Genomic DNA, 20,188 nt, shown 5'->3' with positions numbered 1-20,188 from the left:
ATGAAAATTGCAGACTTACATTTGAAAGTAGGGAATAAACTCAACCTGTCAAAATCCTTTGCTATACTATGCCCAAGTTTGTATTTAAGAGAAGTTAGGAAGGATTATGCGTATTGACCAACGTGCATTAGACCAATTACGTGAAGTGAAAATTACACGAAACTACACCCGTTATGCTGAAGGTTCTGTGCTGGTCGAATTTGGTCACACCAAAGTCCTTTGTACTGCAAGCATTGATAACTCAGTGCCACGCTTTTTAAAAGGCCAAGGTCAAGGCTGGGTAACGGCAGAATATGGCATGTTACCGCGCTCAACACATTCACGTTGTGATCGTGAAGCGGCTCGTGGTAAACAGACTGGTCGTACTCAGGAAATCCAGCGCCTCATTGGTCGTAGCTTACGTGCTATGGTTGATTTGAAAAAGCTTGGTGAAAACACGATTACGATCGATTGCGATGTAATTCAGGCTGATGGTGGTACACGTACTGCTTCGATCACTGGTGCGGCTGTAGCATTAGTTGATGCAATGAATGTTTTGTTATCGCAAAAGAAAATTAAGCATGATCCGCTTAAAGGATTAGTTGCTGCAATTTCTGTAGGTATGTATCAAGACGAAGTACTGCTTGATCTTTGTTATGAAGAAGACTCGAACTGTCAAACTGACTTAAACGTCGTAATGACACAAGCTGGCGAGTTTATTGAAATTCAAGGTACAGCCGAAGACAAACCGTTTACTCGTGCACAAAGCAATGCCATGTTAGAAATGGCTGAAAAAGGAATTGCCGAGCTCATTAAAAAGCAACAAGAAGCTTTAGGCTGGTAATTTTACGCTTTCTAAAAAACGCATCTTCGGATGCGTTTTTTTATGCCTTCATCAAATCGACATAAAAACATCACTTGCCTGTCACTTTTACGCTTTATTAGTAGTTCGCATTTAAAACGTTTGGAAAAACTAATGCGAAAACTTTCACTTTTATTAATTACATCTTTAGCACTCATGCTCAGTGCTTGTAACGATGATAACGACTCAGATAATTCATCGCCAACAACACCGCCCACCAGTAATTGCAAAATGCACTGTGCACCATAATAAGAACTTAGGATAGAACTAATGAATCGTCGCGAATTTCTCTTAAATTCTACAAAAACTATGTTTGGGACAGCTGCTTTAGCGAGTTTCCCGCTGAGTATTCAAAAAGCTTTAGCTATTGATGCCAAAGTTGAAAGTGGAACTATTCAAGATGTTAAGCACATCGTGATTTTGACTCAGGAAAACCGCTCATTCGATAATTATTTCGGAACACTAAAAGGCGTGCGTGGGTTCGGTGACCGCTTTACTATTCCAATGACGGAAGGCCGAAAGGTTTGGGAGCAATATGATGCCAAGAAAAATAAAGTATTGCCGTACCATCTCGATAGTCGTTTAGGAAATGCTCAGCGTGTTTCAGGAACTCCTCACTCATGGTCTGATGGCCAAGCAGCTTGGGACAATGGTCGCATGAGCGACTGGGTGGCTTATAAAAAACCGCAGTCGATGGGCTACTACAAAAAACAGGAAGTCGAATATCAGTTTGCTTTAGCCAATGCTTTTACGATTTGTGATGCTTATCACTGTGCCATGCATGCGGGAACTAACCCGAACCGTAAATTTATCTGGACGGGTACTAATGGCCCGACAGGCGCAGGTGTGGCCAGTGTGGTAAATGAATTTGATGGGATTGGACCATCAACAGAAGGTTATGAATGGACGACTTATCCTGAACGCTTACAGCAGGCTGGCGTGACATGGAAAGTTTATCAAAATATGCCAGATAACTTTACAGATAACCCGCTTGCGGGCTTTAAACAATATCGCCGTGCAAATGAACAATCGGGTCAGCCTGTCAGTAACGACACGCCGACATGTCCTGCATACGATGAAAAAATCGATGCGACTCAACCACTTTATAAAGGTATTGCGAATACCATGCCAGACGGTGGTTTTTTAGGAACTTTTAAAGCTGATATTGCACAAGGTAAATTACCACAGGTGAGTTGGTTAGTCGCTCCTGCGACCTATAGTGAACACCCAGGACCATCTAGTCCTGTGCAGGGGGCTTGGTATATTCAGGAAGTATTAAATGCATTAACTGAAAATCCTGAACTGTGGAGCCAAACCGTTTTATTGGTGAACTTTGATGAGAATGACGGTTTCTTTGACCATGTTCCTTCACCAAGTGCGCCCTTTAAAGATATAAACGGTGTCGTATATGGAAAAACGACTTTAAATGATCAGCAAGTATCTTATGAGTACTTTAACCATCCGGCAGTAGCGACTTCAAAATCTCAACCTAAGCCAGATGGTCGAGTGTATGGGCCAGGTGTGCGTGTTCCCATGTATGTGATTTCACCGTGGAGCCGAGGGGGATGGGTGAATTCACAAGTCTTTGATCATACGTCTATTTTACAGTTCTTAGAAAAACGCTTTGGTGTGCAAGAACCAAATATTAGCCCATATCGCCGTGCCGTATGTGGTGACTTAACGACGGCTTTTAACTTCAAAACACCAAACCTCATGCCTATAGCCCAATTAGATGGGAAGAAAACAAAAGCTGAAGCCGATGCGATTCGTGTTGCTCAAGCCTTATTGCCACAAGTTCCTGTTCCGAGCCAGCAACAATTTCCTCAGCAGGAAATGGGAATTAGACCATCGCGTGCTTTGCCATATATTTTACACACCAGTGCCAAAGTCGATGCAGCACAAAAGACTGTAAAGCTGATGTTCTCAAATACGGGCAAGCAGGCAGCTGTTTTTCATGTGTATAACCGATTAGATCTTACAGTAGCTCCTCGTCGCTATATGGTTGAGGCGGGTAAACAGCTTGATGACGTATGGACTACTATAAATGGACAGTACGATTTATGGGTACTTGGTCCAAATGGTTTCCACCGCGCGTTTAAAGGTAATTTTATCCAAGCCAATCAAACTCAAGCATTACCAGAAATTAGAGTCTGTGTTGAAGAGTGTGATGCGAATTTGTATTTAAAAGTACGTCACGACGGCAATAAGTCAGTCAAGCTGACAGTCAAAGCAAATGCTTATCTTCCAAATAAGATGTGGACTATAGAAACGAATAGTTCTGAAAAAGAACTGGTTTGGGATATGTCTGAATTTGGAGGTTGGTACGACTTCACTGTGACTTTAGCTGATGATGCTACTTTCAGTCGCCGTTTTGCAGGACGTATTGAAACTCAAGAAGATTCAATTTCTGATCCGTATATGGGTTATGTAGAGTCTTAGGTTCTATAAAAGTATGTGCAAGAAAAACTCTTTCTTGCATATTTTAAAAATTATTAAAAATCATAGAGATCAACAAAAAAATGAATATGACTACGTTCTGTAACAGAATCTCCTAAGCCTCGTCATATTTATCTTTTACCTTGAAACCCTGATTTTTTAAAGTAATGGGGAAAATTTATGCTACAAGGTTTTATTGTATTATTAGCAGTAGTTACATTTGTTTTAATGGCTGCTGACCCACGTGATAATGGAGCACAAGCGACCCAGTCAGCATGGCAAAAAACACAAGCAGCAGACATGACCAAGTCGCAAAAAAATACCAATAATGATGCAGATTTTATCTAAGCATTAAAACGCATTGATAAATCAACAGCTCTAACGTCTTTAGTTAGTACACCCATAGAAATGTAGTCAACACCAGTAGTGGCAACTTCGCGCAAGTTTTCAATGGTGATATTGCCTGATGCTTCGAGTTTACAACGGCCTGCAACATGTTTTACAGCATCAATCATTTGCTGTTGACTGAAGTTGTCGAGCATAACAATGTCTGCACCAGCTTCAAGCGCTTGATTTAGCTCATCCCAAGTTTCAACTTCGACTTCAACAGGTTTAGCTGGTGCAATTTGATGTGCTTTTTCAATTGCCTGAGCAATACCGCCCGCCGCCATAATATGATTTTCTTTAATTAAAAATGCATCAAATAGACCGAGACGATGGTTCTGTCCGCCACCAATAGCTACAGCATATTTCTGTGCAATACGTAAGCCTGGTAAGGTTTTACGCGTATCGAGAAGTTTTGTATTTAAACCTTCAAGATGTTGAACATATTCAGCAGTTTTTGTTGCAACAGCAGACAAAGTTTGAATAAAGTTTAAAGCAGGGCGCTCTACAGTAAGTAAGCTACGTGCAGAGCCTGCAAGTTTTAAAAAGGCTTCATTTGCGGCAACACGGTCACCTTCTTGTTTTAACCAAGTTACCTGTACAGTATTGTCATAAGCTGAGATGAGTGCATTTACCCAAGGCTGGCCAGCTAAAACCATATCTTCACGGCTAATAATGGTCGCGGTTGCTTGCTCATCTTCAGGTGTGAGCATAGCGGTAATGTCGCCGTCCCCAATATCTTCTTGTAATGCTTGTTGAATATTGATTTGAATTGATTGTTCAAGCAAAGACTGAGGTATGCTCATACGGTTTCCATTTTGTAGATGACCCTAAAACTTGCGATATATTAGCACCGTCGACTTTAAAAATAAGCTGTTTTATGAGATTAATCGCGATAAACAATCGCATTTAATACTTTGAAAAGTAGTTAACTGTTTTAAACTAAAACAATTGGCAAGCAATTTATTGGCATCTCAATGAAGCAAATCACACCGTATGAAGTTATAGATGGGCAATTAAAAGGGGCGAGACAAATCCCTTCTCCAAATTTTAACCAGCGTCCGACTGGTACCGAAATTCAAATGATTGTGGTTCATAATATTAGTTTGCCGCCGTCTCAATTCGGAGGCGGATATATTGAGCAGTTTTTTCAAAATCAGCTAGATTGGTCAGTTCATCCTTATTTTCAAACTATTGAAGGCATGCAAGTTTCTACGCATTTGCTGATTTTACGAACTGGTGAAGTCCTCCAGTTTGTTAATTTTAATGATCGGGCATGGCATGCCGGACGTTCGAGCTATTTATCCAAAATAGAATGCAATGATTATTCAATTGGGATAGAACTTGAAGGAAGTGATGATTTACCTTTTGAAGAAGTACAATATCAAGTATTAACAGATGTTGTTACCGTCATTCGCCAAGCTTATCCAGAAATTAAAAACCATATTGCAGGTCACTCAGACGTTGCCCCTGGCCGAAAAACCGATCCGGGCCCTCATTTTAAATGGCAGCACTTTAGACAATTACTGGCTCAGAAAAAAAGTTGAGTTCATTCATCATTTCACAACGAAAAGATTTTTTAGTTTCATTACAATAGCGACTTTCGAATATAGCTGTAGGTGAGTGCGATGGCATTGTGGCGATCGACTTTTATTGTCAGTGCAATGACGATGTTGTCACGAGTGTTAGGGTTAGTACGTGACGTCGTATTGCTCAACGTGTTTGGTGCAGGTAAAGATTTTGATACCTTCGTCGTTGCTTTTCGTATTCCTAACTTCTTTCGACGGTTGTTTGCCGAAGGGGCTTTTTCGCAGGCATTTATTCCCGTATTAACTGAATATAAAACGGGTCGAGCACATGCTGAAGTACAGATTTTAATTAGTCGCGTATTTGGCTGTTTATTAACAATCATGACCTTACTCACTTTTGTGGCTATGGTTTTAGCACCTGCAATCATCTATATGTATGCACCGGGCTTTCACAGTGATCCGGAAAAGTTCGATTTAGCCGTCAGCATGTTCCGTTTGACCATTCCCTATTTAATGTTTATGTCGCTCACAGCTTTTGCCAGCAGCATCTTAAATAGTTATGGCTCGTTCGCTTCACCAGCTTTTTCACCTGTTTTACTCAATGTAGCAATGATTGCAGGGGCGTGGTGGCTTACGCCGTATATGGCTGAGCCAATCAAAGCATTAGGTTGGTCGGTTGTAGTGGCTGGGGTGTTACAGTTAGCGATACAAATTCCTGAATTGTGGCGTAAAAATTTACTGATTCCACCTAAAGTTGATTTTAAACATGAGGGTGTGGAGCGTATTCTAAAACTCATGCTTCCAGCATTATTTGGTGTATCTGTGACTCAGATTAACCTGCTGTTAAATACGATTTGGGCATCATTTATGCAAGATGGCTCGGTATCTTGGCTATATAGTGCAGAACGTATGACTGAGTTACCGTTAGGTTTAATCGGTGTCGCGATTGGTACAGTAATTTTACCTTCACTTTCTGCCCGTCATGCAGAGCAAGACCAAGCAAAGTTCCGCGGTATGATCGACTGGGCTGCAAAAGTCATTGTATTGGTAGGATTACCGGCAAGTATTGCCTTATTTATGCTTTCAACACCGATTATTCAAGCTTTATTCCAGCGTGGCGAGTTTGATTTACGTGATACACAAATGACAGCTCTAGCATTGCAATGTATGAGCGCTGGTGTAATTTCTTTTATGCTTATTAAAGTATTTGCACCTGGTTTCTATGCACAGCAAGACACGAAAACACCAGTGCGCGTAGGCTTAATGTCTGTTGCCGCTAATGCGATTTTAAACGTTGTATTTATTGGTTTCTTTAAGCTTATCGATTGGCATGCAGAACATATGGCACTTGCACTAGCGTCTTCAGGTTCAGCTTTAGTGAATGCCGGTTTACTCTACTTCTATTTGCACAAGCGTAATATTTTCCGATTTGGTTCACATTGGAAAAAACTAGTGCTTCAATATGGTTTAGCAAACCTTGCAATGATTGCAGCGCTTTGGTTCGGGTTAAATTGGTATAACGGTGAGCTCTCACAGTGGCTTCGTGTTGCCGAAGTTGTAGGGTTATGTGTAGTAGGTGTAATCGCTTACTTAATTGGCTTATTACTCACAGGCTTTAGACCAAGAGATTTAAAACATTAAAATAAAAAAGCGATCAATTTAGATCGCTTTTTTTATATCTGATACATTTATTTTGGTAAAACTTGTAGCAATTCAATATCAAAAATTAAAGTGCTGTTTGGACCAATCGTGTCACCTGCGCCAACTTCACCATAAGCGAGATTTGCAGGGATAAAGAAACGTGTTTTACCACCTTCTTTCATGGTTTGTAGACCTTCAGTCCAGCCTGCAATCACTTGGCTAAGCTGAAATTCAACTGGATGATTACGAGCGATTGAGCTGTCAAATACAGTTCCATCGAGTAAACGGCCTTCATAATTCACTTTCACACGTGATGCAGCTTTCGGTTTTTTACCTGTCCCTTCTTTCAATACTTGGTATTGAAGACCTGACTTAGTGGTAATTACACCTGATTTTTTTGCATTATCAGCAAGAAATGCAGTGCCAGCCTGAGCGTTTTGTTGACCTTGTTTTTGAAATTCGACTAGCTGTTTGGCTTCTAATGTTTTTTTATAATCATTAATTGCTTTCGCCATTTCTTCATCGGTTAAGCGAGCTGTTTTATTCTGAGCACCTTCTTGTAAGCCTTGGTAAAAAATATCAAGATTTAAATCTGTTAATGCTTCAGTATTATTACGACCCATTAAATAGCCATAACTATAGCTAAACTGTTCTTTTGCTGGGCTTTTATTTGTGATAGGTGTAGCAGCAAAAACAGATAAACTCATTGTTGATGTTGCAATAATTAAACCAATTTTTTTCATACTGTTTTCCAAAAAAAAGGAGAGTACTGTTTTACTCTCCTGAATGTTTTTATTTCACTGAAATGAGTTCTACATCAAAAATCAGCGTACTGTTTGCTGGAATACCAGGAAGTTCCTGAGGGCCATAAGCAAGATTAGATGGGATAAAGAACGTTGCTTTACCACCTTCTTTCATCAGTTGAAGACCTTCAGTCCAGCCCGGAATAACTTGATTGAGTGGGAACTCAACTGGTTCACCGCGCTTATAAGAACTATCGAAAACCTGTCCATTAATTAAACGGCCTTCGTAATGTACTTTCACCATAGATTGCGCAGTTGGTTGTTTACCTGTGCCTTCTTTAGTGATGATATATTGCAAGCCAGAAGCTGTAGTTTTTACACCAGCTTTAGTTTTATTTTCTGCAAGGAATTGAACGTCTGCAGATTCAGACGCTGCTCCAGCAGCTTGCTCTGGTTTATCTTGTTGTTGCATTTTTTGCTGCAACTCTTTTTCATAAGCAGTAACAGCAGCTTTTAGCTCTTCTTGAGTATAAGCACTTGGCTGCTTATTACGAGCATCATGAATTCCTTTCACAAATGATTTTGTGTCTAGCTCAGGTGGAGTTTGCTGAGCAACTTCGTACCCAAGAACATAACTGATTTTTTCAATTGGAGAGGCATTTTTATTTGCCTTGCTTCCGACTTCTGTGGTCGGATGTTGGCTTGCATAATATACTGGTACAAGTGCAGCACCGCCTAAAACTACAGCGACAGCAATGGGTAAGGCTTTACTCATAAAAGGTTCCAAAAATAATCATTTGAGTCTAAAAAGGCTGCTTTTGATCTTAGCATGCTTAAGCATAGAATGTTTAAGAAAAAAAACGAGTGGTTTTTTATATATTTTAGTTAGTTTTAGTAGGGATAGACTTAAAAAATCTTAAATAAAAAACCGGATCATTTGATCCGGTTCTCTTATTACTTTTCGGTTAATCTTCTTTTTGCGCTTTATATGCGTAAGCATAGTTATAGCCATAACCATAACCCGCACTCGCACGTTGAATGTCGTTAAGAATAAAGCCGTTGACTTTAACACCTGCTTGTTCAAAGCGATTAAGCGTTAATTCAAGCTCTTTCATTTGCGATTTAGCATAACGCGCAACAATTAAGTTCACACCTGTATATTGCGAAATGATAATACCATCGGTTACTGCAAGGACAGGTGGAGTATCAATAATGATGTGGTCATATTCACTTTGAACCTTTTCTAGCAAATCTTTAAACTGATTAGAGCTTAAGATTTCCGAAGGGTTCGTTGGGCTCTTACCACGAGTAATCACATCTAAGTTAGCAACTTGAGTTTTGTGGAGAACCTGTTGAAAGTCTGCCTGTCCACTTAGTAGTTCAGAAAGACCAGGTTTTACATCTACATCGAAGTACTTATGCATATAACCGCGGCGCATGTCAGCATCAATGAGCAAGACGCGTTTATTACCTTGCGCAAAAATCGTTGCAAGATTCGTCGAAATAAATGATTTGCCTACTTCTGGAGAAGGGCCAGCAATCATAATGATATTATTCTTAGCATTAGTTAAAGCAAAATGGATGGCTGTACGAATGCTACGTAAGCTTTCGATAGCAATATCATCACTGTTTTTAACAGCAAGAATAGGAATGCTCTTCTTCTTCTTTAAAATTTTAATACGACTTTCTTGAATTGGAGAGCGAGGTACAGTTGCGTAAACTGGTAAATCTAGGTCATTTTCAATTTGACCAGAATCTTTCACACCACTACGTAACATATTACGTAGTAGAGCAATTAAGGCTCCAATAAAACCACCAACAAAAATAGATAAAATTAGTACGAGCAGTTTGTTCGGCTTAATTGGCTCCACTGGTTCAACAGCAGTATCAACAATACGGACATTCCCAATTTCACCAGCTTTGGCAATGCGAAGTTGTTGATAAGAGTTGAGAAGTGCCGTATAGAGCTGAGTTTTCACCTCTACCTCACGGTAGAGCTGTAAATATTGGCGTTGTACATCCGGCAATTGTTTTAGTGTGCTATTTAATTCGCCAATTTGTTTATTAATGGCTGCAAGCTGTCCATTAATCTCACGCATTGCAGGATGTTCGGCAGTATACTTTGCGACCATTTCAGCTTGCTTTTGTTCAAGCTCGGCTTTTTTAGTTTCTAAAGTAATACTCTGAGTCAAATACAGCTCAGACTCTTTAGTCACATCAACTGTGTTGTATTGTTGACGGAATTTATTAAATTGACGTTCTGCATCGTCCAATTGTTTCTTAAGTTCGGGCAGTTGTTCATCCAAAAACTTTAAGGTTTGGGCAGATTCAGCTGAGCGACGTTCAATATTTTGTGCACTATAAGTCACCAAAATCGCATTTAGGACTTTAGTGATATGTTCTTTATCTTGACCCTGATAATTTAAGCCTAAAACACCAGTCAGCTTACCGCGTTCTGCAACTGAATAATTTAAGCTAAGTGCGTTTACAGCGGCAGGTATAGATGAGTTTTTAATATTATAAGTGGCATCAAATTGATCTTTCGTAAAGATGGCAATTTTCCAAAGCCCATGGGGACCCGCAACATGGTTAGCTTGATTTAAAGGAACAGTTAATAGTACTTCCTCTGTGTCTGGGTCGGTTAAACGTACAGATTGTTTATCAAAATTAAGTAGTAAATTTTTGTCTAAATAAAATGCTGGAGCTTCAAACTCACGAATTTCAAAACTTTTTAAGCCATCTTTAAATAAAACTGATTTTTTAGTGTATTCAGTTTTATAGTCAGTATCGCTTAATAAGCGATGAGTAAGCGTATTTTCAGTACTGGAAACTTGTACATTCAGATGTAAGTCTTTAATGACTGAACCCAAGACCAGACGAGACTTTAAAATTTCAATTTCAGCTTGAGCAGGCGATTTTTGCTCAATCATTTGCGACAAATCGCCTAAAAGTGCGGCAGAAGCCCCTTTACTGTCTTCAACTTGAACCAAAGCATCAACCGAATAGGTGTCTGGTGTTACACGTAAATAGAGCAGTGCACATACAAGGCTCAAAATAATGCAGAGTGCGATTAGCTTCCACTGAGCAATCAGTGAAAAAAACAATTCTTTTAAATCAATTGTATCTTCGGTGTTTGTATTTTGGTTCATAAGTTTAAAATCTTGGCGTTAAATATAAGGTTTCCAATCAGCAATGCACTGTTGAATAAGTTGGCAGGTTTCATCAAAAATAGCTTGATCGTGCTGATACGGATCTGGCACGTTTCTATTCTGCCAATGCCCTAAGCGGTAGGTTTTACCTTTTGCAAAGGGCCAAGTTTGTTCAATATGCTTTTGCTGGTTATGACTCATGACCAAAATAAGGTCAGCTTTTCTAATATGTTCAGCACTAAGCTTACGTGCTACATGCGGTTGCATGTCAATCCCTAAGCGTTGCATACAAAGTTGTGCTTTATTGTCTGCCTGATGTCCCACAAGCCCTGAAATCCCAGCAGACTCAATATTTAACTGAGGATATTGCTGTTTCAAGAAGTATTCGGCCATAGGGCTACGGCAAATATTTCCAATGCAAACAACCAGAATGTTCTTAATTTGCATAATATTATTGTCCCAAACGGTCTATGTTATATAACGCATTTGAGAATGGAATAATTTGGTTAATAACACGTTGCCAACGGGTTAAGCCAGTCGCATCAACATAGACAATATCATTACTACGTAGTCTAAACTGATTGGCTAAACCAAAGTCGCCAATACTCATTAAATTTAAATGATAAATTTCTGTTGTGCGATCATTTGGATTAGTGCGTACTACATAAATTCGGCTCGCACTTGCCGAGTTCGGGTTAATCCCTAAACTTTCACCTAACGCGTCCGTTAGGGTCATGCCTTGGTCACGCATAGGTAAAGCTTGGTTCTTACCTGACTCACCCATGACATAAATTTTCTGGTTTTCGCGTGTGCTCACATAAATCGTATCATTGGGCTGAACTAATAGTTTATGTAGTGAATACCCAGCTTTTTCTAAATCGATTGTATTTAAATTATAAGTTCGGCCATTACGAATCAGTTGAATATACGTATTATCACCTGTGGTAGTAACGCCACCTGCCAGACCTAATGCAGTATAAATGCTGACAGGTTGATCACTTAAATAAAATTGGCCGCCTTTAGTGACACTTCCTTGCACAGAGAAGCGTTGACCTTCATAAGATAGTACTCGGACAACTACATCAGGATTTTTTAAGAAACGAGAAAGTTGGTTGTGAAGCTCACGGTTAACTTGAGCAAGTGACTTACCGGCAGCTTTATAACGACCTACCAATGGAAATTGAATATAACCACTTTGGTCAATAGGATAACCATTGGCCTGAATAGATTGTTCACTACTAATATTATTTACAGGTGGTGTAATTTCAGGATACGCCCAAAGTTGAATAGAGAGAACATCCCCTGGGCTTAAGCGGTAAATAGATTGCTGGTTTTTAAATAATGCTGCGTAGTCACGTTGATAATCGATTTGAGCAGGCTGAATTGCTGGTAGAGTTTCTTGAGAAATTTTAACCACATTAACGGTAGTTCCAAGGTCGGTTCTATAAAAGCCTTCATTTGGAATATCGTAAGTTTGTAAACCAGAAGTGACTGCACAGCTAGCGGCACTCAAACTTAAGGCAAGAACAGAAAAAAACTGGCAATACTTCACACGCAACCCTTTGTGTATTTATCTTTAATTGATATTGTTCACTGCATACTAACAAGTATCTATTAAACGCAGGATGAACAGATTCTAGCTGAAAAGAAATGAAAAAACACCGAAAAATCGTAGTGCTTTGTATGTTTAGTTTATCTGATAGGAGCATCTAAGCTATAGTCATTTACCAGAAATATTAAAAATGTATTATTTTAGCTAAACTCATCGATTCTACTTATAAATGTTGTAAACACATTTATACAATTGATGTGCGGGGATAACTAAAAATCTGATATAGTACGCTGCATTGTCAGTGCCAAAAGCATGATTTATTAGATATAAACTCTAAGGAAAAAGGCTCGTTTATATGCAAATTGCCAATTTAAAAATAGCAATTATTGGGTTGGGCTATGTAGGCTTACCATTGGCAGTTGAGTTTGGGAAAAAAGTACCAGTCGTGGGTTTTGATATTTATCAAAAACGTATTGATGAGCTTAAAAGTGGTAAAGACCATACTTTAGAAGTTTCTAAACAAGAATTACAGCAAGCAGTTCAGTTAAGCTATACCGCAAACCTAAACGAATTAAATGACTGTAACTTTTTTATTGTAACCGTTCCAACGCCCATTGATGACTTTAAACAACCTGACCTAACTCCACTAGTTAAAGCTTCAACTAGTATTGGTCAAGTGCTTAAAAAAGGGGATGTGGTGGTTTATGAATCTACCGTATATCCAGGTGCGACAGAAGAAGTATGTATCCCTGTTTTAGAAAAAGTGTCAGGTTTAAAATTTAATCAAGACTTTTTTGCAGGTTATAGTCCTGAGCGAATTAACCCAGGTGATAAGCTTCACCGTGTAACTAATATTTTAAAAATTACTTCAGGTTCAACTCTTGAGGTAGCTGACTATGTTGATGACGTTTATAAGCTGATTATTGAGGCGGGAACACATAAAGCACCGAGTATAAAGGTTGCTGAAGCAGCTAAAGTGATTGAAAACACTCAGCGCGATGTCAATATTGCTCTTATTAATGAATTAGCTCTTATTTTTAATAAGTTAGGTGTTGATACTGAAGAAGTCCTTAAAGCCGCTGGAACGAAGTGGAACTTTTTACCATTTCGTCCTGGGTTGGTAGGTGGACACTGTATTGGTGTAGATCCGTATTATTTGACCCATAAAGCCCAATCTATTGGATTGCATCCGGAAATTATTTTAGCAGCTCGCCGCTTAAATGACCGTATGGGTGAACATGTAGCGACGCAACTCATTAAGGAAATGGTGAAGCAGCGTATACAAGTGATTGGTGCACGTATTTTAGTAATGGGCCTCAGTTTTAAAGAAAACTGCCCAGATATTCGTAATACAAAAATTGTTGACTTTATTAAAGCTCTTAAAGAGTATGATCTAGATTTAGATATCTATGATCCCTGGGTCAATGATACAGAAGTACAACACGAATATGGTTTAGCGCCAATTAAAGAATTACAACAAGGCTTGTATGATGCGATCGTCATTGCCGTAGCACATAATCAGTTTAAATCTATGAGTGCACAAGAGTTTCATGCCTTAGGCAAAGAGAAACACGTACTCTATGACTTGAAGTATGTTTTAGATAAATCAGAGACCAATATTAGACTTTGATTTTATTTAATTAATAATTTAATTTGTTTAAAAAATGAGGAAGAGATGTTACAAGGCTCAACAATATTAGTAACTGGTGGAACAGGTTCTTTTGGTAATACATTTGTTCCTATGACATTGGAAAAATATAATCCTAAAAAAATAATTATTTTTTCTCGTGATGAAATGAAACAATGGGAGATGGCAAAGAAGTTTAAAGACGATAGCCGTGTTCGTTTTTTCATTGGTGATGTACGTGATAAAGAACGTTTATATCGTGCTTTAGATGGTGTTGATTATGTAGTACATGCGGCAGCAACAAAGATTGTACCAACTGCCGAGTACAACCCATTTGAATGTATCAAAACAAATATTAATGGCGCAATGAATCTAATTGATGCTTGTATTGATAAAAATGTAAAAGGTGTAGTGGCTCTTTCAACAGACAAAGCAAGTAGTCCAATTAACCTATACGGTGCAACAAAACTTGCTTCTGATAAATTGTTTGTTGCTGGTAATGCCTATTCTGGTGAGCATGGTACGAAATTTTCAGTTGTTCGTTACGGTAATGTAATGGGTTCTCGTGGTTCGGTTATTCCTTTCTTTATGTCAATTAAAGATAAAGGTATTTTACCAATCACTGATGACCGCATGACACGTTTCATGATCTCTTTAGAGCAAGGTGTAGAGCTTGTTTGGCATGCGTTTGAAGATATGGTTGGAGGCGAGATTTATGTGAAAAAAATCCCTTCAATGAAAGTAACAGAGCTTGCTAATGTTGTTGCACCAGAAGCAAAACAAGAAGTCGTTGGGATTCGACCTGGTGAGAAATTACATGAGCAAATGATTAGTGTCGAAGATGCTTATTATACTTATGAATATCCAGAACATTATAAAATCTTGCCTGTAATTAATGATTGGGCAGAGACGGCAGAACGTATTAAAGACGGTAAGAGAGTCCCAGAAGGTTTCCACTATTCTAGTGATAATAATACTGAATGGATGAGTCCAGAAGATTTACAAAAATGGTTAACTGAAAACGCTGAGAAAGTAGGAAATATCTAAAATGTTCATCCCATATGGCAAACAAAATATAAATCAGGCAGATATTGATGCAGTTATTCAGGTTCTTCAATCTGACTTTTTGACACAAGGACCGCAAGTTCCATTGTTTGAAAAATCAGTTGCAGATCTGGTAGGGGCTAAATATGCCTTTGCTATGAATAGCGCGACGTCAGCTCTACATGTAGCTTGTTTGGCATTGGGATTGAAAAAAGGAGATGTTCTTTGGACGTCTCCTATTACCTTTGTTGCTTCATCAAATTGTGCTTTATATTGTGGAGCTGATGTTGATTTCGTTGATATCGACTCAGATACCTATAACCTTTCAGTTGATGCTTTAAAAGCAAAACTAGAGGTTGCAAAACAAAATAATAAATTACCTAAGATTGTCGTGCCTGTACATTTATGTGGGCAGCCATGTGATATGGAAAAAATTTATGCGCTTTCTCAAGAGTATGGTTTTAGTATTATTGAAGATGCATCCCATGCCATTGGCGGTAAATATAAAGAAAATTATATTGGTTCTAACCGGTACTCTGATATTACAATCTTCAGCTTTCATCCTGTCAAAATTATTACGACTGCTGAAGGTGGAATGGCACTTACTAATAATGAAGAGTTAGCCAAGAAAATCGATTTATTACGTAGTCATGGTGTAACTCGTAACCCTGAGTTTATGACTAAACCTTCAGAAGGCCCATGGTATTATCAGCAGGTAGAGTTGGGTTATAACTACCGTATGACTGAGTTACAAGCGGCTCTGGGTGTTACACAATTGACCCGTCTAGAGGCTTTTGTGGCTAAACGACATGAAATTGCAAAAAAATATAATGAATTATTAAAAGATTTACCCTTAATTACGCCTTATCAATTGCCAGAAACATACTCAGGATTACATTTATACGTTATCCGTTTAAAACTTGATGAGTTGAGCAAAGGGCGTAAAGAAATCTTTGAAACGTTGCGAGAGAAAGGTATTGGTGTCAACGTACATTATATTCCAGTACATACTCAACCTTATTATGAGCAGCTTGGTTTTAAGCAAGGGGACTTCCCTGAAGCTGAGGCTTATTACGAGGCGGCTATTAGCTTACCAATGTTCCCTGATTTGACTGATGAGCAAATTCAGTATGTCTATCAAATACTCAAAGAGGTGTTGGTTTGAATAGCGTTGTAGTTCTGCAAGCTCGAACAAATTCCTCAAGGTTACCAGGTAAAGTATTATTGCATTTAGCCGGAATGCCTGTGGTGGTATTGGCTGCTAAACGTGCGAGTAATACGGGGCGTCCTGTTATAGTTGCGACTTCTAATGAAAGAACCGATGATGCTTTAGCTAATGCTTTAAAAAAATATGAGATTTCATGTTACAGAGGAAGTTTAAATAACACTCTGCTACGGATAGTATCGGCCTTAGAACACTATAATGATGATACTTTAGTGTTTAGATTGACAGCAGATAATGTTCTCCCCGATGGTTTATTATTAGATGAAATTGAAAAAGATTTTATTGAACGTAATTTGGAGTATTCATGTTGTAATGGTGAGCAGTCTGGTTTGCCGTATGGTATGAGTGTAGAATTAACTAAATTGAAGCATTTACGTGAAGCAGTAGTTTCTACAAATGATAAATTTGATTTAGAGCATGTAACTCCCTTTGTTAAACGTAAATTTGGTGAGAATTATTTTGCTAAGTATAGAACACTAAATCTAGGTAATTATCGTTGCACAATAGATTGTTTAGATGATTATTTAGTAATACAGCAACTATTATTAAATATTGATTGTCCTGTACAAGAATCTGCGTTGTCTTTGGCAAAAAAACTAGAAGAGTTGAATTTTTATCAACCTGAACAAAAAAATCTTGCTAAGAAGCTAGTATTGGGCACTGCTCAATTAGGTTTAGATTATGGTATAGCAAATACGGAAGGCAAGCCAAGTCAAGCTGTTGCGGAAGGTATTGTTAAGACAGCAATCATCAATGGGGCTGAATTTATAGATACTGCTCGTGCTTATGGTGATAGTGAAGAGGTTATTGGAAATACCTTGAAGGCTGGTTGGCAAGGAAGAGCAAAAGTTATTACTAAATTGTCACCTACGATAGATGAATCTTTAGAGATTAATGGTTTAAATATAGACGCTTTTGTTGACTCTAGTATTTATCAATCATGTACTGCATTGCATACTTCAGTATTGGATATACTTATGTTACATCGAGCTTCACAAATGCTAGTTTGTGAAGGGAGAGTTTGGTCTAGGCTTTTATTTCATCGAGAACAAAAACTTATAAAATCTTTAGGAGTTTCTGTCCAAACTCCTGAGGAATTGGAGCAAGTTTTAACAATAGCTGAAATTGAAATTATTCAGCTGCCTTACAATGTATTAGATTGGCGCTGGGATACTCTTGTATCTAAAATTATGGCTCAGAAGCAAGTGCGAGATTTAAAAATTCACGTTCGTAGTACTTTATTACAAGGTTTATTAGTTAGTACAAATAAAGCATATTGGCAACGGGCTCATGTTGAACATGCTGAGTCAGTTTTGAATTGGTTAGAAGAACAACGTCATCTAATTCAAGGGTCATCCATTATGGAGTTTTGCCTGAAATTTGTTAATTCACTTGAATGGGTTGATGGAGTTGTTGTAGGGGTTGAGACAACAGCACAACTTTTAGAAAATATAAAAGTCATGTGTTTGCCTGGTCTTTCACCTGAGGAAATTGACTCAATTTTAAGCTCTAGACCTAAACTTCAAGAAAAAACCTTAAATCCTGCACTTTGGAGCTAAATTTATGACACATGGCATAGAAATTTTCTCTTTAAAAGGAAAGACAGCTTTAATTACAGGTGCAGTGGGCTATTTGGGAACTTCTATGGCATTTGCTCTAGCAGAGGCAGGTGCGAAAGTATTTATAAATTCCCGATCACGAGCTAATTGTCAAAGGTTGGTAGATAAAATCCAAGCTAAGGGTTTGCATGCAGAATGTGCAGTATTTGATGTGTCTTCTGAGACTGCAGTTCGTTCATTTGCTTATACATTACAAGATGAGCCTTTACATATTCTTATTAATAATGCGTACGCTGGAGGTGCGGGTAATATTGAAGTAAGTAAAGAACAATCCTATCTTGAAAGTTATAATACTTCATTAGTAGCTGCTCACCGTCTTATGCAAGCATTACTCCCAAATTTAAGATTAGCTGTGGCGCAATGTAAGGATGCATCGGTTATTAATATATCTTCTATGTATGCCATGGTAAGTCCAGATCCGAAGATTTATGCATCATCTAGTCAAGTAAATCCTCCATTCTACGGTGCTGCAAAGGCAGCCCTATTGCAATGGACTAAATATGCAGCATGTGAGTTTGGACTTGAAAAGATTCGAGTAAATGCTGTTTCTCCTGGACCATTTCCTTCGGACCAAGTACAAAATTCAAATCCCTTATTCATTGATATGTTGAGTAAAAAAGTGCCAATGGGGCGTATAGGGCGTTCAGAAGAAATAAAAGGACCAGTATTATTTTTAGCCTCTCCTGCTTCCTCTTATGTAAACGGTGCCAATATCGTTGTCGATGGTGGGTGGACAAGTTGGTAATTAAAAATAATTTGCTGTATGCAAAAACTTAATAGATGTATAAAGATGAAGTTTTGTTTTAGAGCTGATGCTTCTTTACATATAGGCTCAGGCCATGTAGTTCGTTGTTTATCTATTGCTGATGCCTTGGTGAAACAAGGCCATGAAAGTTATTTTATTTGTCGGCAACATCAAGGTAATCTGATTGAGTTTGTGCGCCAACATGGTTATATGGTCTATGTTTTACCTGAACCAGCTCTAAACAACTCCGATAGTTTGTCAGAATATCAACGTTGGTTAGGAGTGACCGAGCAACAAGATGCCCAAGAAACATTAGATATTTTGAAAGAACAACCCGTAGACTGGATGATCGTAGATCACTACGGTCTTTCAATTGTATGGCAACAAATTGTGCGCCAACAGGTTAATTGGATTGTTGCAATTGATGATTTGGCGAACCGACAACATGATGCCAATATTATTTTAGATTGTGGTTTAGCCAATACACCTGAAGACTATGCGAAACTCAATAAACGGAAAGGGTGTCATTTAACGGGGCCAAGCTACGCTTTATTACGCCCAGAGTTTCGTACAAAAAGATTATGGTTAGAACAACATCCGAAATCTTATAATCACGAAAATTTACGTATTTTAGTAAATTTAGGTGGGATAGATAAAGATAACTTAACAGGAACAGTATTAGAGCTTTTATCTCATAGTCAACAACGACAGCATTTATCTGTTACGGTTGTGATGGGGATTAATGCGCCATGGAAAGAGTCAGTTGTGGAGTTATCAAAAAAACTCCCGTTTCATAGTACGGTTCTCATTAATGCCAATAATATGGCTGATTTAATGGCTGAACATGATTTGGCAATTGGTGCTGCAGGAAGTACAGCTTGGGAAAGATGTTGTTTAGGACTACCTACAATAATGGTCTGTATGGCAGATAACCAAAAAATGATTGCAAAATATTTGCATGATTTAGGGGGAGCAGTCTCTCTCGATCAAACAGAGCTTAACGAGAAATTGTTAATGACATTGCAGCAGTTTAATCAAATGCACTTAAGCATAATGCATCAAAAGGCTTTATCTATTACAGAAGGTTTAGGTACAGATTTGTTATTGAAAACTATTTTTTCCGAAGAGTTTAATGCATGTTAGATAAGAAGAATGCGCAGCTTAGAGCGTTAAATGCAAATGATCTGGAAATGGTTTTGCAATGGCGTAATCATGATGAAATTCGTAAATGGATGATCAATTCAGATATCATTGCTTTAAGTGATCACCTTGCTTGGTTTGAGCGTAACAAAGAAAGAACTGATCGATTATTTTTCATCTTTGAATATCAGCAGCAGCCCCAAGGTTATATTTCATTTATTGCAGTTCCCAACAGTTCAGTTTATGAGTGGGGGTTTTATATAAAACCTCAAGCTGAAAAGGGAATGGGTCATTTATTGGGCAGTACTGCACTAGATTTTGCATTTGAGCAACTTAAGATTGAAAAAGTTTTTGGTCAAGTTTTAGATTTCAATGAAAAATCATTGAGTTTTCACAAAAAAATGGGCTTTTTGCAAGAAGGTTTATTGAGAAAACATTTTAAAGATGAACGTGGCGAATTTGATATACATCAGTTCGGTTTGCTACGAAAAGAGTGGCTAGAGGAAAAATGAT

Annotated in this window: 18 protein-coding genes; 12 read left to right on the top strand and 6 right to left on the bottom strand. The window is 38.3% G+C overall.

Features of this window, described 5'->3' with window-relative positions; genetic code table 11:
* Positions 1–106: 106 nt before the first annotated feature.
* From rph to SOI81_RS17115, 3 genes are all read left to right on the top strand, one after another.
* On the top strand, positions 107–823 hold the full coding sequence (gene rph / locus SOI81_RS17125) for a ribonuclease PH (RefSeq protein ID WP_002120794.1): 717 nt from the start codon (positions 107–109) through the stop codon (positions 821–823).
* 288 nt (positions 824–1,111) lie between these two features.
* Entirely contained in the window at positions 1,112–3,280 is a 2,169-nt protein-coding gene (locus tag SOI81_RS17120; protein ID WP_320541050.1) for a phosphocholine-specific phospholipase C, read from the top strand.
* 177 nt (positions 3,281–3,457) lie between these two features.
* The gene (locus SOI81_RS17115) at positions 3,458–3,625 is read left to right on the top strand and encodes a hypothetical protein (RefSeq protein ID WP_031952031.1); all 168 of its coding nucleotides are present in this window, start codon (positions 3,458–3,460) and stop codon (positions 3,623–3,625) included.
* On the opposite strand, the gene nadC is transcribed toward SOI81_RS17115, so the two are convergent.
* The gene (nadC, locus tag SOI81_RS17110) at positions 3,622–4,467 is read right to left on the bottom strand and encodes a carboxylating nicotinate-nucleotide diphosphorylase (RefSeq protein WP_239976329.1); all 846 of its coding nucleotides are present in this window, start codon (positions 4,465–4,467) and stop codon (positions 3,622–3,624) included. The two genes, SOI81_RS17115 and nadC, sit on opposite strands and share 4 nt — an antisense overlap.
* Positions 4,468–4,638: 171 nt before the next feature.
* On the opposite strand from nadC, the gene ampD reads away from it, so the two are divergent.
* Both ampD and murJ read left to right on the top strand, forming a co-directional pair.
* Positions 4,639–5,208, top strand: coding sequence for a 1,6-anhydro-N-acetylmuramyl-L-alanine amidase AmpD (gene ampD / locus SOI81_RS17105; protein WP_239976330.1), 570 nt, complete (start codon positions 4,639–4,641; stop codon positions 5,206–5,208).
* A gap of 72 nt (positions 5,209–5,280) precedes the next feature.
* Positions 5,281–6,831 carry a murein biosynthesis integral membrane protein MurJ gene (gene murJ, locus SOI81_RS17100; RefSeq protein ID WP_239976331.1) on the top strand — a complete coding sequence of 517 codons (1,551 nt, stop codon included), beginning with the start codon at positions 5,281–5,283 and terminating at the stop codon, positions 6,829–6,831.
* 47 nt (positions 6,832–6,878) lie between these two features.
* Here the strand turns inward: murJ and fklB are convergent, their stop codons facing one another.
* From fklB to wza, 5 genes are all read right to left on the bottom strand, one after another.
* Entirely contained in the window at positions 6,879–7,574 is a 696-nt protein-coding gene (fklB, locus tag SOI81_RS17095) for an FKBP-type peptidyl-prolyl cis-trans isomerase (RefSeq protein WP_320541049.1), read from the bottom strand.
* A gap of 49 nt (positions 7,575–7,623) precedes the next feature.
* Positions 7,624–8,349, bottom strand: coding sequence for an FKBP-type peptidyl-prolyl cis-trans isomerase (fkpA, locus tag SOI81_RS17090; protein ID WP_064785717.1), 726 nt, complete (start codon positions 8,347–8,349; stop codon positions 7,624–7,626).
* Positions 8,350–8,539: 190 nt separating this feature from the next.
* Positions 8,540–10,723, bottom strand: a complete 2,184-nt coding sequence (ptk, locus tag SOI81_RS17085; protein ID WP_320541048.1) for a polysaccharide biosynthesis tyrosine autokinase — start codon at positions 10,721–10,723, stop codon at positions 8,540–8,542.
* An 18-nt stretch (positions 10,724–10,741) separates the two neighbouring features.
* Positions 10,742–11,170, bottom strand: coding sequence for a low molecular weight protein-tyrosine-phosphatase (gene ptp, locus SOI81_RS17080; protein ID WP_320541047.1), 429 nt, complete (start codon positions 11,168–11,170; stop codon positions 10,742–10,744).
* A gap of 4 nt (positions 11,171–11,174) precedes the next feature.
* The gene (gene wza / locus SOI81_RS17075; protein WP_320541046.1) at positions 11,175–12,275 is read right to left on the bottom strand and encodes a polysaccharide biosynthesis/export family protein; all 1,101 of its coding nucleotides are present in this window, start codon (positions 12,273–12,275) and stop codon (positions 11,175–11,177) included.
* 355 nt (positions 12,276–12,630) lie between these two features.
* On the opposite strand from wza, the gene tviB reads away from it, so the two are divergent.
* Genes tviB through pseH form a run of 7 tightly spaced genes read left to right on the top strand, consistent with a single transcriptional unit; the run spans position 12,631 to position 20,187 of the window.
* On the top strand, positions 12,631–13,905 hold the full coding sequence (gene tviB, locus SOI81_RS17070) for a Vi polysaccharide biosynthesis UDP-N-acetylglucosamine C-6 dehydrogenase TviB (RefSeq protein ID WP_320541045.1): 1,275 nt from the start codon (positions 12,631–12,633) through the stop codon (positions 13,903–13,905).
* Between the two features lie 45 nt (positions 13,906–13,950).
* Entirely contained in the window at positions 13,951–14,949 is a 999-nt protein-coding gene (gene pseB, locus SOI81_RS17065; RefSeq protein ID WP_009387362.1) for a UDP-N-acetylglucosamine 4,6-dehydratase (inverting), read from the top strand.
* A gap of 1 nt (position 14,950) precedes the next feature.
* Complete coding sequence (pseC, locus tag SOI81_RS17060; protein ID WP_320541044.1) at positions 14,951–16,111, top strand: UDP-4-amino-4,6-dideoxy-N-acetyl-beta-L-altrosamine transaminase; 1,161 nt, start codon at positions 14,951–14,953, stop codon at positions 16,109–16,111.
* Entirely contained in the window at positions 16,108–17,730 is a 1,623-nt protein-coding gene (locus tag SOI81_RS17055; protein WP_320541043.1) for an aldo/keto reductase, read from the top strand. The genes pseC and SOI81_RS17055 overlap by 4 nt, the downstream gene beginning before the upstream one ends.
* Positions 17,731–17,734: 4 nt before the next feature.
* On the top strand, positions 17,735–18,535 hold the full coding sequence (locus SOI81_RS17050) for an SDR family NAD(P)-dependent oxidoreductase (protein WP_320541042.1): 801 nt from the start codon (positions 17,735–17,737) through the stop codon (positions 18,533–18,535).
* Positions 18,536–18,580: 45 nt separating this feature from the next.
* Positions 18,581–19,678 carry a UDP-2,4-diacetamido-2,4,6-trideoxy-beta-L-altropyranose hydrolase gene (pseG, locus tag SOI81_RS17045; protein WP_320541041.1) on the top strand — a complete coding sequence of 366 codons (1,098 nt, stop codon included), beginning with the start codon at positions 18,581–18,583 and terminating at the stop codon, positions 19,676–19,678.
* Positions 19,672–20,187, top strand: a complete 516-nt coding sequence (gene pseH, locus SOI81_RS17040; protein ID WP_320541040.1) for a UDP-4-amino-4,6-dideoxy-N-acetyl-beta-L-altrosamine N-acetyltransferase — start codon at positions 19,672–19,674, stop codon at positions 20,185–20,187. The genes pseG and pseH overlap by 7 nt, the downstream gene beginning before the upstream one ends.
* Position 20,188: the final 1 nt, after the last annotated feature.

This window comes from Acinetobacter pittii, from assembly GCF_034067285.1.
In the GTDB taxonomy this organism is placed as follows: Bacteria; Pseudomonadota; Gammaproteobacteria; order Pseudomonadales; family Moraxellaceae; genus Acinetobacter; species Acinetobacter pittii_E.
Note: the sequence above shows the minus strand (reverse complement) of the source record. Positions and strands in the feature narration are given on the sequence as shown.